General features: G+C 53.2%; 11 protein-coding genes. 6 read left to right on the top strand and 5 right to left on the bottom strand.

All coding sequences use genetic code 11. The features are described 5' to 3' along the window. Nucleotides 1–214 precede the first annotated feature (214 nt). From JT719_RS17885 to JT719_RS17865, 5 genes are all read right to left on the bottom strand, one after another. On the bottom strand, nt 215–2,089 hold the full coding sequence (locus JT719_RS17885; protein ID WP_207435015.1) for a M1 family metallopeptidase: 1,875 nt from the start codon (nt 2,087–2,089) through the stop codon (nt 215–217). A gap of 170 nt (nt 2,090–2,259) precedes the next feature. After that, complete coding sequence (locus JT719_RS17880; RefSeq protein ID WP_207435014.1) at nt 2,260–3,072, bottom strand: alpha/beta hydrolase; 813 nt, start codon at nt 3,070–3,072, stop codon at nt 2,260–2,262. 220 nt (nt 3,073–3,292) lie between these two features. Then, complete coding sequence (locus JT719_RS17875; RefSeq protein WP_207435013.1) at nt 3,293–3,649, bottom strand: heavy-metal-associated domain-containing protein; 357 nt, start codon at nt 3,647–3,649, stop codon at nt 3,293–3,295. Between the two features lie 174 nt (nt 3,650–3,823). Continuing rightward, nucleotides 3,824–6,046 carry a TonB-dependent receptor gene (locus JT719_RS17870; RefSeq protein WP_207435012.1) on the bottom strand — a complete coding sequence of 741 codons (2,223 nt, stop codon included), beginning with the start codon at nt 6,044–6,046 and terminating at the stop codon, nt 3,824–3,826. A gap of 92 nt (nt 6,047–6,138) precedes the next feature. Beyond that, nucleotides 6,139–6,573 (bottom strand): HYC_CC_PP family protein, encoded by a 435-nt coding sequence (locus tag JT719_RS17865; RefSeq protein ID WP_207435011.1) that lies wholly within the window; start codon nt 6,571–6,573, stop codon nt 6,139–6,141. A 330-nt stretch (nt 6,574–6,903) separates the two neighbouring features. Here JT719_RS17865 and mraZ point away from each other — a divergent pair, with 330 nt between their 5' ends. From mraZ to mraY, 6 genes are all read left to right on the top strand, one after another. Next, on the top strand, nt 6,904–7,371 hold the full coding sequence (gene mraZ / locus JT719_RS17860) for a division/cell wall cluster transcriptional repressor MraZ (RefSeq protein ID WP_207435010.1): 468 nt from the start codon (nt 6,904–6,906) through the stop codon (nt 7,369–7,371). Between the two features lie 6 nt (nt 7,372–7,377). After that, nucleotides 7,378–8,301, top strand: a complete 924-nt coding sequence (gene rsmH / locus JT719_RS17855) for a 16S rRNA (cytosine(1402)-N(4))-methyltransferase RsmH (protein ID WP_207435008.1) — start codon at nt 7,378–7,380, stop codon at nt 8,299–8,301. A 50-nt stretch (nt 8,302–8,351) separates the two neighbouring features. Then, nucleotides 8,352–8,792 (top strand): FtsL-like putative cell division protein, encoded by a 441-nt coding sequence (locus JT719_RS17850; protein ID WP_207434999.1) that lies wholly within the window; start codon nt 8,352–8,354, stop codon nt 8,790–8,792. Continuing rightward, nucleotides 8,782–10,935 (top strand): penicillin-binding protein, encoded by a 2,154-nt coding sequence (locus tag JT719_RS17845; protein ID WP_207434997.1) that lies wholly within the window; start codon nt 8,782–8,784, stop codon nt 10,933–10,935. The genes JT719_RS17850 and JT719_RS17845 overlap by 11 nt, the downstream gene beginning before the upstream one ends. Next, a complete protein-coding gene (locus JT719_RS17840; protein WP_207434995.1) occupies nt 10,874–12,337 on the top strand; it encodes a UDP-N-acetylmuramoyl-L-alanyl-D-glutamate--2,6-diaminopimelate ligase in 1,464 nt (487 codons plus the stop codon). Before JT719_RS17845 ends, JT719_RS17840 begins: the two co-directional genes overlap by 62 nt. Nucleotides 12,338–12,415: 78 nt before the next feature. Continuing rightward, complete coding sequence (gene mraY, locus JT719_RS17835) at nt 12,416–13,633, top strand: phospho-N-acetylmuramoyl-pentapeptide-transferase (protein ID WP_207434993.1); 1,218 nt, start codon at nt 12,416–12,418, stop codon at nt 13,631–13,633. The last annotated feature ends 49 nt before the right edge of the window (nt 13,634–13,682 follow it).

The following is a 13,682-nucleotide window of genomic DNA, read 5'->3' as shown; positions in this document are numbered from 1 at the left end:
GTAAGAGAGCGTCTTTTCTCTTACCCCGATTTTGTTTTGAAGCGGATTGACTGCGATCTTCTTGAATTGACATCGATCTTCCTTTTCTGTCATCCTGGAAGGATCTTGTGGGCGAACTAGAAAGGCTCTGAATTAGCGCTACTAAGGTTTGTTCACAAGATCTTTCCAAGATGACAAGGTGAGGGTGTATAAAGTTGAGGGTGTATAATAATCCTTATTTCACCACATACACATTATCAGCGCGGTTGGCGTCTGAGGTGTGGGTGTGTTTCAGTTCCAGCTTTTTCACCGGCTTCTGGGCTGTAAATTCCAGTTGAGTGGTTTTAACGCCGGTTTCCCAAACGGCAATGGTTTTGTGCACGGTGGAGGTGGAATTATCGGCGTAGGTGATGACCAAATCCACCGGTACGGGTTTGGTGCCCTTGGATTCCACGGTGACCTGATACGCGCCGTTCTGCTGCTGTACGTTGGCGATGGCCAGATCGGGAACTCCGTTGTCAAAGAACCAGCGCTGCCAGAACCAATTCAGGTCTCGGCCGGCCCCGGCGTTCATGGCGTTGAAGAAATCCCAGGGCAGCGGGTGCTTGCCGTTCCATTGGGTGATGTAGTGGTGCAGCGCCTTGGTGAACAATTCATCGCCCAACAGGTCTTTCACATACAAATACCCAAAGGCCGGTTTAGGATACGAATTCAAAAAGAACGCCGTGCCGGATTGCTGGGTGGAAAGCGTGGTGATGGGTAAGTCAATCTCGGTGCCGGCCATCATGGAGTAAGGCTCCACGCCGTAATCGTCTACCATCTTGGGCTCGATCATGGGCGAGATAAGCCATTCCCCGATGGTGGCCCAGCCTTCGTCCATCCAGCCGTACTTGGTCTCGTTGGTGCCCATGTAGAAGGGGAACATGGTATGGAAGATCTCGTGGTCGGTGAGGGTGATGGCGTCTTCGCGGGTTTCCACGGGGTTGTCGTTCACCATCATGGGGTATTCCATCTGGTCCAACCCATCGAACACGGTTTCATGCGAGTAGGGGAAAGGCCACTTAGGGAACGAGTAGCTCATGGCTTCCACCGTTTTCCGGGCGAAGTGAATCACCTCATAGAAATCTCTGTGCGCCGGATTGAAGGCCACATCTACCCGGGTGCGGCGTTTGGTTTTTGGGTCTACTACCAGGCTGGTGGAGTTCCAGAGATAATGATTAGAGGTGGCGAAGGCGAAATCCACCACGTTATCGGCCTCAAACTTCCAGGTGTTGCGGGCGTTCTGGGCGGTGATGTTGCCGCGCTTCAGATCCACGCTGTCAATGATGGCCACAATGGCGTCTTTCTTCTCCGCGTCCTGCAGGCGCTTCGCGAATTTCTTCGTGAATACCTCGGAGGCATTTCTAAGGTCGCCGGTAGCCCACACCACGAAGTCTTTGGGAACGGTGATCTCAGTGTTGAAACGGCAGAAATCGTTGTAAAACTCCTGCGGACCCAGGTACGGAATGCGGTTCCAGCCTTCCACATCGTCATACACGGCAATGCGGGGGAAGAAGTAAGCCACAAACGCGGCGCCCTGCGGATCTACCTGCCCGGTGCGCATGTGCGAGCCCTCGTTCAAGGTGTAGTGATAGGCAATATTGAATCTGGCTTTCTGCTTGGGTGCCAGCGGTTTGATGCGCATGGTCAGGTTGGTGGCGTCTATCCTGAGTTTCTGCACGTCCTGGCCTTCGCCGTTCACGCTCAGGCGCTCAATCTGCACGCCTTCGCTCACGTCTTTGGAGTCAATGCTGCTAGCCCGCGGCGCACCTTTCTGGTACAGGTTGGGGTACAGTTTGAAGACAATCTGCTTGAGCGTGTCTGGGCTGTTGTTGGTGTAGTCAATGTCCACGGTACCGGCCAGGAGGCGGGAGGTGGGGTTGTAGTCAATCTTGATGGTGTAATCGGCGGTGTTCTGCCAGTAGTTCTGGCCGGGTGCGCCGCTCATGCTGCGGGTGCCTTTCTGGTAGGCGGCGGCAATGTTGCGGGGCATGGGCAATTGCTGTTGGGCAAATGTACTACTGCTCAACGCCAGCAACGCCAGCGCAATGAGTGGTTTCGGGAATCGCATTAAGAATAAGGTCAGAAGCTGATGATTTTCTATTCGCTTCTAAAAGTAATGCTTTCCGCGGTTTGTTGAAGGCTTGGCTGAAATTATAGGGCTATAAAAAGAAATGAGAGGCGTTTTGGGGCTATTTTCCAAAAACTCGCACCAAACGCCTCTCCAATTGATAGGTCAGACTACAGCGCGATGTTACCACCGGCCGTGTAGGAAGCCTGGGTGACGCCAGTAGTGTTGGTCTGGAGCCACTGGTAAACGGTTTCGGCTACTTCTTCCCAGCCGGGTTCGCCGCAGATGAAGTGGCTCCGGTTCGGGAATTCTTTGAGGTCTACCACGCCGGTCTCCTGGTCATAGGCTTTCACGTTTTTGCTGATGAGGTCGGCAGGACAGATTTTGTCTTCCGAGCCCGAGATGAACAGCAGCGGAACGTGGGGTTTGTCCAGGACCACTCTTCCGGCCGAGCCCATGCAGTCGCGGAAAACGTTGCGGCTGTCGTGGGTGGCAGTGCGTTCGTAGGCCTCACGTACTTCTGCTTCGCTCAGGGTATTGGCAAAGGAGGCATGGAAAGTCTCCAAATCCATGAACACGGGCTCGTCGCCTTTCAGCGGATTGGCAATGGTGGCGCTGTTCTTGAAAAATGCCAGGTCAAAATCGATCATGCCGTTAGGAGCCACCGAGCTGATGGGTACTCCGGCCTCAATCAGGCCCCGGTTGGCGAACACCTGGGTCAGCAACCCGCCCACCGAGTGGCCGATCACAATGGGTTTGGTGCCTTGGTTCAGGATAAGGGTTTCAATGGCCGTGGTTACCTCGTCTAGCCCCAACTCACCTAACCCCGCCGGCGGGTTGGCGCGCAGTTGCGCTGGTTCGCCTTCGTGCAGGGGCCAGGAAGGCGCTAAACAGTTGTAGCCACGTTGGGTGAAGTACGCCACCCAGTTATCCCAGCTTTTGGAGTTCTGGAACATGCCGTGGATAAAAATGATTGTTTTCATAGTGTGAGTATTTGTACGGATTGTACTTACGGGGTAAATACTGGATTAGATTTCCTGAAAAGTAAATCAGTGAAAAAACAAATAGTTCAGCATCAGGATGTTTAAATCAGAAGCAGCCCGTAAGTGCAAAGTTTTACCTGGGTTCAGTTTTCAAGCAGCGCTGGATTGAAACAAAAAAAGCCCGCTCAGGAGCGGGCTTTTCAAGGAAGGTCTGATATTCTTATTTGTGGTTTCCAGCGTCTTTTTTGCAGCAGGCATCTAAACGGTCATAGGCCCGCGGAGTGGCTGGAGCGTCATCGGCGTCATAGCCTAATTCGTTCACGGCTTTTTTCAGCTTGTCCACAGACGTTTTCTGCGGATTGTATGTAACCGTCAGGATTTTGCTGTCCACATCCAGGGTGGCTTTCTCTACGCCTTTCTCATAGGCCATGCCTTTTTCAATGGTGGCTTTGCACATGCCGCACACCGCCGAGGTTTTGATTTTCACTTCCTCGCCTTTTTTGCCGCCCTGGGCAAACCCGAAAGAAGCTACACTGATCAGCATGAAAGAAAGCATCCAGATTTTGAGGGTTTTCATATGTTTTGGTTTGAGGTTGATGGTATTCGTTAAAAGTTAATTTCTGTTTTAAGGCTGATTTACCAAAATCAGGCCAAAATGGGTGGGTTGTTGATTGTTCGTTGCTAATTGTTTGCTCTAAAATCAGATTGAATCTTAAAACCAGCAATCAACAATGAACAACCAACAATCAAATTATTTAATGGTAAACCGCATGCCGGCGTAAATCACGCGCCCAATGACCGGAGCCCACACCATGCTGGCGTCAAAGTTCTGGCTGAAGGGTTGGTCAGCGGCAATAATCGGGTCTTTTTGCTTGTAATCCAACAGGTTTTCGCCGCCCAGGTACACCTCCCAGCGTTTGAAAGCGCGGGTGATCTGTCCATTAAACACCGCGTAGGGGTGAACAGTTCTGGTCATGATGGAGCTTTCGTGCTGGTTCATGTCATGCTCCATGGAAGGAACTTCGCGCTTCCCAAACCATTGGGCGGTCAGGTCGGCGCGCCACTTGTCAAAAGGTGTCGCGAAACCCAGGTTCAGGAACGCCCGGTGGTTGGGGATGAACGGCCGACGCAGCAATTGGTCATTGTAGGTAGTGCGCACGTCAAAATACTTGTAGGCCGCCTTGATGTCCAGCATGGAGGTGAGTTCATACTGCAGCTCGGCCTGGAAGCTTTTGGAGAACGAGCGGCCGTTCAGGTTGGTAAACGCTACCTGGTACGGGCTGCTGTACATATCGGGCACAATCTGGTTCTGGAACGTGGTGTAGTAGTAGTCTGTGATGAAAGCGCCTTTGCGCTCGCCCACCTCAAAGTACTGCGTAAAGCTTCCGCCCAGGTTCCAGGCTTTCTCGGGCTGCAGATCGTTCTGGAAGTAGAAAGCCCGGTTACTGATGAGGGAGGCCACGTTCTCGGCAATCGGGTTAGCAACCCTGAAGCCTTTCCCAGCCGCTAAACGCAGAATAGAGTTCGGGTTTAAATCGTACTTCACGTTGAACCGTGGCGTGTACACCCAGCCGTACAGGTTGTGATGATCGGCGCGGATGCCGCCCACCAACGTCAGATTGGCGCTGTTTTGGTAAATGTACTCGAAAAACGCCCCCGGCACGCGCTCTTTGCGGCTCAGTTTCTGTCCGGCCAGGTTCTCTTTGTAATCTTCGTACTGGTAGCTCAAGCCGGTTTTGTAGGTGTGGGCCGTGTTCCCAAACGCCGACTGGAAGATTAAGTTAGCCAAGCCGCTGTTCTGGTGCCCGTCATAGTTCCGGACGCCATAATGCGAGTCAAACACGTGCCGCGTCCCGGATAAAATCAGCCCGATGCTCTGGTACGGTTTGTTTTTGAACGTGTAAGAAGTCTTGGAAAAGCCGCTCACCCGGTCGGTCTCTGACTCAGTGCCGTAGAAACTGCCTTCGCGCTGCGGCATGCCAGAACGGTAGCCCACCTGCCCACCGGTGCGGGTTTCGCGGAGGGCCTGGAAGCCAATTTCCGCCACCCACTGCTTGCCGGTATTGTACTTCCATTTGTTGAACACATTGTAGTGCTTGCCCAGCGGAAGGTCCAGGAAGCCGTCATTGTTGCGGTCCACGCGGTTGCTGATCTGGTCGGTGTGCAGCATGAGCACGGTGCTCAGTTTTGGGGTGAGCGTGAATGAGGTGTTCACGTTGGCGTCCCACTTGGCCAGGCTGTTGCCGTACAGGTTCACGTACAAACGATCCGATTTCTCGGGATCTTTCAGCCGCACGTTCACCTGACCCGAGATAGACTCATAGCCGTTCAGCACCGAGCCGGTTCCTTTAATAATGTCAATGGCCTCAATATACGTACCAGACAGGTAGTTCAACCGGTAAGGTGTAGCCAAACCGCGCAGAGCCGGTACGTTGTCGGTGGTCATGAGGGTGTAGGCGCCATCCAGTCCCAGCATCTGGATCTGCTTGGCCCCGGAAACCGCATCGGAGGTAGAAACCTCCACGGAGGCGTTCGTCTCGAAGCTTTCGGCCAGGTTACAGCACGCGGATTTGGTCAGGTCCTTGGCCGTGATCACCTGCGAGTTGGTGGGTGTAAGGGCTGAGTAGCGGTCTTGCTTGCCGGTTACGGTCACTTCCTGCAAGGCGGTGAGGGCTTTCAGCTTCACCACCGGGTTTTCATGGCCTTGTACCTGGACGGTATCAGATTTGTACCCAATGTAACTGACCACCACCGCGGTTTGGCCCGCGGGAGCAGGTTTAAGGGAAAAGAAGCCGGTACCATCGGTGCTGGTGGCCTGGCTGGTGCCTAGCCACACCACAGAGGCGCCAATCAAAGGAGTTGCGTTGGCGGCGTCTACCACGCGGCCCGAGAGGTTCTGGGCCCAACCCAGGAAAGGAGTGAGGAGCCCTAGAAGAGTCAATGCCCAGAAAGCACGACTATTATAAGAAGACATAAGTTGAATTCATTTAGGTATAACATCTTTTCTGGAAAAGCGGAAGCGCAGGTAATGCTGCTTCAACTCTATAGAGCGAAGAGACGGGTAGCCTAAATGTTAAGGATGTGCAGACGGTGCAGGAGTTCTCTTCCGGCAACCGGCGGAGACGTGTCAGAATAGAGTGGCCACGCCTTGGTTTGGATTGAAGTGGGAGTTGGTGGGAGGAGGAACGTATTGACCAGCATGGGCGGCAGCGCCACCATTTCCACCTTGTCAAACTTAAGGGCAGACTGAACGTCCAGCTTATGGTGCGTCACAGAAATGGAGCAGCATTTGGCTTTGTCCACTTTAGCCGTGGTTTCAGGGCAGGCGGGTTTCTGCTTTTTGGTGCAGCAGTTCATTTTCTGCCCCTTTTCCCCAGAATCCGGCGAAACGGGCATGCCCAGCATGGCGCAGAAACGCTGAGTGGCCGCCACCCCAACGGAGCCCGTCAGGAGGCAAAATGCCAAGGCTAGCAGCACAATATTTCTGGTTTTCCACGCCATGCTGCAAAGTTACGGAATTTTGCTCCACTTTCCTCCACTTTCCCTCCATCAGTGAAGTTGTAGCTGTGTTTAAGGATTAAAAATGATGTAAGTATTTGTTTATCAAATCATTGCTTAAGTATTCACGTGTTATTTAGCAAATATTTTTGAATGGTTTTCCAAAAGTTATCCCAAAGTGGCAGAGGAAAAATGTGGATAATGTGTATAAGTGGGGTGGATAACCATGATTTATCCACAATGTGGGAAAAAGTGGGAGACCGTGGTTGACTTTGCCTCACCCTTTAGTACTTTTGTTTTGTACCAAAGACTGTAGTCGCTGCTTGTACCGTCATGAACTTCCTCTCCGGCGAATATGAATGTAAGCTAGACCCGAAGGGGAGGTTGGTACTGCCTGCCAAAATCAAGGCGAATCTGCCTGATGAGTGCGGCAACCAGGTGGTGCTGACACGTGGTTTTGAACCTTGCCTGGTGTTATACCCCAGAACCGAGTGGAAAGCCATCTATGACAAAGTAGCCAGTCTGAATGAGTTCAATGAGGAGTACCGCCATTTCCAGCGGAACTTCTTTAGGGGTAACACCGAGATTGAGCTTGACAATGCCGGCCGTTTCATCTTACCGCGCACCATGGTGCGCTACGCCGAGATTGAGAAGGAGGCCATTGTGGTAGGATTGGGGAACCGGGTGGAAATCTGGAACCCGGAAAAGTATGACGCATTTTTGATTAAGGACCAGCAAAACTTCTCCCAATTGGCGCAGAAGTACCTCGGGGACCAACCGAGTGCAACTAACTTAGAATAGAAGCCTATGCAGTACCACCAGCCCGTTTTGCTACAGGAATCGGTAGATGCGTTGGCCATTAAACCCGGCGGCATTTACGTAGACGTCACCTTTGGGGGAGGCGGCCACTCTGCGTACATCTTAGAGAAAATGCAAGGCGGGCAGCTTTATTCCTTTGACCAGGATACCGATGCCGAGAAGCAATCGGAGAAGCTCATCTCAGACAAATTCACGTTCGTGAAGGCCAATTTCCGCTACCTTAAAAAGTACCTGCGTCTGTACGGCGTGCGTCAGGTAGACGGCATTCTGGCCGATTTAGGTGTTTCTTCCCACCAGTTCAATACCGCTGAGCGCGGTTTTTCCACCCGCTTTGACGGCCCGCTGGACATGCGCATGGACAACGAAAGCCCATTGACTGCGCGGGAGGTGGTGAACACCTACCCAGAAGAGCAACTGCATAAAATCTTTGGGCTGTACGGCGAGGTGAAGAACGCCAAAACCCTTGCCCGAGAGCTGGTGTCTGCCCGCAATGTGCAGCCCATCGAAACCATCGCTGATTTTAAGCAGGCCATCGCCGGCTGTACCCCCAAAGGGAAAGAGAACAAGTACCTGGCGCAGGTGTTCCAGGCACTTCGCATTGAGGTGAACGATGAGCTCAAAGCCCTGGAGGAAATGCTGGAGCAAGCGGTGGAGGTTCTGAAGCCGGGCGGAAGATTGTCTGTCATCTCTTACCATTCTTTGGAGGACCGCCTGGTAAAAAACTACATCGCCAAAGGCAAGTTCTTTGGGGAAGTGGAGAAAGACTTCTTCGGGAATGAGATCAAGCCCCTGGATTCTGTCACGCGCAAGCCTATTGTGCCCACCGCGCAGGAATTGCAGGAAAACAACCGCTCACGCAGCGCCAAGTTGCGGGTGGCAGAGAAACGAAAGACGCAGGAATCGTCAAAATAAAAAGAGAAAAGAGAGAGAAGGGAGAGGTTTAACTTTTTACGATTTTGATTATGGCAGTTAACACTGTACGTCCGCAAGTGAATCGACCTAAGGCCAACACCGTACGGGAGGTGCCTCAGGTAGAGAAACCGCGTCCGGCAAGACCGCCGCGTCAGAAGGGGACCAGCTTGTTTGAGCTGCTGGACCGCTATACCAAAGTAGACTGGTTTTTCGCCGAGGGGCTGCCGGTGCGTTACCTGCCCAAGGTGTTGTTCCTGATGGCAGTAGTGCTGTTTTACATCGGCAACACGCATTACGCAGAGCGCACGCTTCGGCAGATTGACAAAACCAAGGCAGAAACGGAAGACCTGCGGGCCGATTACACCACCCTGAAATCTGATTACATGGAGGCCAGTAAGCAGTCTGAAGTAGCCCGCAATGTGGCTCCTTACGGCATTGTTGAAAGCTCCACCCCACCTATTCAAGTAGTTCTGAAAAAAGATGAATATTAAGAGGTCCATCGTCACGCGAGTGCGGCTGGCCTTTTTGGCTATCTGTCTTTTTGCATTCGCCATTATTTACAAGGTAGGTTACATCCAGTTTAAGGATGGGGATCGTTGGCGCGAGATCGCCAATGAGAAGCGTTTCCATTATCAGCCTGTTTTCGCCACCCGGGGCAATATCTACTCCAACGATGACCGCATCATGGCCACGTCATTGCCGTTCTACCGCGTGGCCTTTGACCCTACCATTACCCCAGACGATGTGTTCGCCAAGGGAATAGACTCCTTGAGTATCCTGTTGTCTCGATTCTACGGTGACCGTTCGCCGGACTATTACAAGCGCAAGATCAAAAACGCCCGTAGCGCAGACCGCAAATACGTGCGCCTGAACAGCCGACTGATCAACTACCAGGACAAAAAAATGATGGCCAGGTGGCCTATTTTCAGAGCCGGTAAAAACCGCGGAGGCGTGATCTTTGAAAAACTGGACCGCAGGTTCTTGCCGTTCGGGTCATTGGCGCGCCGTACCATCGGGTTCATCAACGAGGATAAGAAAGGAGCGGGCCTTGAATACAGCTTCAATCGGCACCTGGCGGGTAAAGACGGCGAGGCCTTGTTTGAGCGCATGGCCGGCGGTAACAAGCCCATCAACGACGGCACTGAGGTAAAACCGATGCCTGGCTTCGATATCCAGACCACCATTGACATTAACCTGCAAGACGTGGCGGAGAGTGCCCTGAGAAAGGCGCTTACCCTGAATGATGCCCACCACGGCTGCGTGATCCTGATGGAAGTAAGCACCGGCCACATCAAAGCCATTGCTAACCTGGGGAAAGCGGGAGAAGGCGTGTATGTGGAGGATTACAATTATGCCGTAGGTAACCAGGGCCGCACTGAGCCGGGCTCCACCTTTAAGCTGGCCTCCATGATGGCCCTGCTGGAAGAAACGAACATGCAACTAACCGATACCGTGGATACCGGAGTAGGATCTGAGCGCATTGGGGGAGCGGTGAAGACAGATACCCACGGTTACGGTAGAATCACGCTGCAGCAGGTGTTTGAGAAGTCTTCTAACGTGGGGGTTGCCAAGCTCATTCAGCAGACCTTTGAGAAAAATCCGCAGAAGTACGTGGATTACCTGCACAAATTTGGATTGCACAAGCCCTTGGGCTTTCAGATGAACGGGGAGGCCGTTCCTTACATCAAAACCCCTAAAGACCGCAGCTGGAGCCGTCCATCTCTTTCTACCATGTCCATCGGGTATGAGCTGAAGATCTCACCTTTGCAGACATTGGCGTTCTACAACGCGGTGGCTAACAACGGCGTGAAAGTGCAGCCCATGATTGTGAAGAGCATCAAACGGGCCGACCATATTCTGGAGTCTTTTGAAACCAAGGTGCTGAACCCGAAAATCTGCTCAGACGCTACGTTGGCGCAGTTAAAGCAAATGATGGAGGGCGTGGTGGAAAACGGAACCGGTAAGAACGTGCGCAGCACAGACTACAAAGTGGCCGGCAAAACCGGTACGGCCCGTAAGGTGATCAACGGCCAGTACACCAGAAAATACTCTACTTCCTTTGTGGGGTACTTCCCCGCCAACCGGCCTAAGTACAGCTGCATTGTGATCATTGACAGTCCGCAGAAAGGTGCCCAGTACGGGGGCGATGTGGCGGCACCGGTATTCCGGGAACTGGCCGACAAAGCCTACGCCCAGGACTTAGCCATCCATGCGCCAATGGTACGCCGGGCGCCTAACGTCCAGCCCAAATTGCCGGTTCTGCACGCGGGCAGTCAGGAAGAACTCACCGTGCTTTGCAACAAATTAGGAATCAGTGCCCATCCGCTCAGCCCCGAGGAAGACTGGGTGCGGGTAGATACGCAGAAACACTCAGTAGCCCTGAAACCGGTGCCGGTTAAAATGGGCCGGGTGCCCGACGTCACCGACATGACCATGAAAGATGCCCTCTACCTGCTGGGGAACCACGGGTTGAAGGTGCGGGCCATCGGCCTCGGTCGGGTTGAAAGCCAGAGCCTTCCACCCGGAGAGCCCGTGGCGAAAGGAACAATCATTACCATTACATTGACAAGACATGGCGCAACTAGAACACCTGCTACAGGTACTCCAGCCAACGCAATTGCTCGGGCCCACTAACCCCGAGCTTTCTGCGTTAACAATGGATTCTCGTCAGGCAGGACCTGGCGTGGCTTTCTTTGCTATCAGGGGAACCCTCCGGGACGGCCATGATTTCATTGAGGCTGCCGTTGGGCAGGGCGTTTCGGTGGTGTTTTGCGAGAAACTGCCCCAAAACACCCCGGAGAACGTGACGTTTGTGCAGGTGCCTAACGCCGCTGAGGCCATGGGCTACGTGGCCGCTGAGTTCTACGGCAATCCTTCTAAAAAACTGAAACTGGTGGGTGTCACCGGTACCAACGGCAAAACCACCTGCGTTACCCTGCTGCACAAACTTTACCGTGACTTGGGCTACAATGCCGGGTTGCTCTCTACCGTGCAGAACCAGATCAACGAGACGGTTATCCCGGCTTCGCATACCACCCCAGATGCCATCACGCTGCAGAGCCTGTTGGCGCAGATGGTGAAAGCCGGCTGTACGCACGCGTTCATGGAAGTGAGTTCGCACGCGTTGGTGCAGCACCGCGTTACTGGGGTGCAGTTCACCGGCGCCGTTTTCACCAACATCACCCATGACCACCTGGACTACCACGGCACCTTTGACGAGTACATCCGGGCCAAGAAGCTGTTTTTTGACAACCTGAGCAAGAAAGCCTTCGCCCTGGTGAACGCCGATGACAAGCGCGCCATGGTAATGCTGCAGAATACCAAAGCCACTAAATACACCTACGCCCTCCGCAAAGAAGCCGATTTCAAAGCCCGTTTGCTGGATAACTCCATTCAGGGCTTGCAACTGGAGCTGGAAGGGCAGGAGGTGTGGTTTAGATTAATCGGGACGTTTAACGCCTACAATTTGCTGGCCGTGTACGGCGCAGCTACGCTTCTGGGCGAGGACAAGCAGGAAGTGCTGGCCAGCCTTTCTAGCCTCACCTCAGCGGCCGGCCGGTTCGATTACGTGGTGTCGCCGGGGCAGATCACCGGGATTGTGGATTATGCCCACACGCCGGATGCCCTGGAGAACGTACTGCAAACCATTCAGCAGATCCGGAAACCGGAGCAGAAAGTCATCACCATTGTGGGCTGCGGCGGAAACCGCGATGCGGCCAAGCGCCCCGTGATGGCCGACATTGCCGCCCGCATGAGCGACCGAGTGATTCTGACCTCAGACAACCCGCGCGACGAAGATCCGCAGGATATCCTGAACCAGATGCAGACCGGCCTGAAAGCCACTGATCTGAAAAAGGCGTTATCGGTGGTGGACCGGCGGGAGGCCATCAAAACCGCGGTATTGTTAGCTGAAGCCGATGACATCATTCTGGTAGCGGGCAAAGGCCACGAAACCTACCAGGAGGTGAAGGGCGTGCGCTCGCCGTTTGATGATAAGCAGGTGCTCCAGGAATCGTTTGCCCTGCTGCAGAAATAACACAGGGCTTTAAAAGAATTGAAGTTGAATTGAAGAGGGCTTGAGTTCAGGCTTTCTTCTCTCGATAAAAAGAAACGAATGCTTTATTACCTTTTTGACTTTTTAGACAGACAATTTGACCTGTACGGCGCCGGCGTAATGCGCTATATCTCGTTTAGGGCGGGATTGGCCGCGCTGTTGTCGCTGTTGATTGCCATGATCTTTGGAGGGCGCCTGATCCGGTTGCTGCACCGCAAGCAAGTGGGCGAGACCATCCGGGATCTGGGCTTGGAAGGGCAGTTGGAGAAAAAAGGAACGCCTACCATGGGCGGGCTTATCATCTTGCTGGCCATTCTGCTTCCTACGGTGCTGTTTGCCCGCCTGAACAACGTGTACATCATCCTGATGATCGTGTCTACGGTTTGGTTGGGGGCCATCGGGTTCCTGGATGACTATATCAAGGTGTTCCGCAAAAACAAAGAAGGGCTGGCCGGGAAGTTCAAGGTGATGGGGCAAATTGGATTGGGCTTGTTTGTGGGGTTGACCCTGTTTTTCTCTGAGGATGTGGTGGTGCGCCAATACCTGACCGCCAAAGGACTCACGGCCATTGACGTGTCCAGCACCTTCACCGATGTGCGCAAAATGATCACCACGGTGCCTTTTACCAAGAACAACGAGCTGGATTACCACCACTTCTTCAGCTTCGCGAGTCCGCTTTTGGGTTCGTATGCGCGCTTCCTGTACATCCCGCTGGTGATCATCATCATCACAGCGGTATCCAACGGGGCCAACATCACCGACGGTATCGACGGATTAGCGGCTGGTACTTCGGCCATCATCGGGACTACTTTGGCCGTGTTCGCCTGGGTGTCTGGTAACTCCATCTTCGCCGATTACTTTGATATTATGTACATCCCTAATACCGGGGAGCTGGTGATTTTCTGTACCGCCTTTGTGGGGGCTTGTGTGGGCTTTTTGTGGTACAACTCCTACCCGGCGCAGGTGTTCATGGGCGATACGGGCAGCTTGTCTATTGGCGGGATTATTGCCGTTTTAGCCCTCATTTTGAGAAAAGAGCTCTTAATCCCCATCCTGTGCGGGATCTTCCTGGTGGAGAACCTCTCGGTGATGCTGCAGGTGAGCTACTTCAAATACACCAAAAAGAAATACGGCGAGGGCCGACGCATCTTCAAAATGTCGCCGCTGCACCACCACTACCAGAAACTGGGCTACCATGAATCCAAGATCGTGTCAAGGTTCTGGACCGTGGGCATCATGCTGGCCATTCTGACGCTGGTGACCTTGAAATTGAGATAATATGTTTCGGGTCTCTTTTTTAAAAAACTGACTTGAAACGAAGCACATA

It is taken from the genome of Sabulibacter ruber, from assembly GCF_017355955.1.
GTDB lineage: Bacteria > Bacteroidota > Bacteroidia > Cytophagales > Hymenobacteraceae > Nibribacter > Nibribacter ruber_A.
Note: the sequence above shows the minus strand (reverse complement) of the source record. Positions and strands in the feature narration are given on the sequence as shown.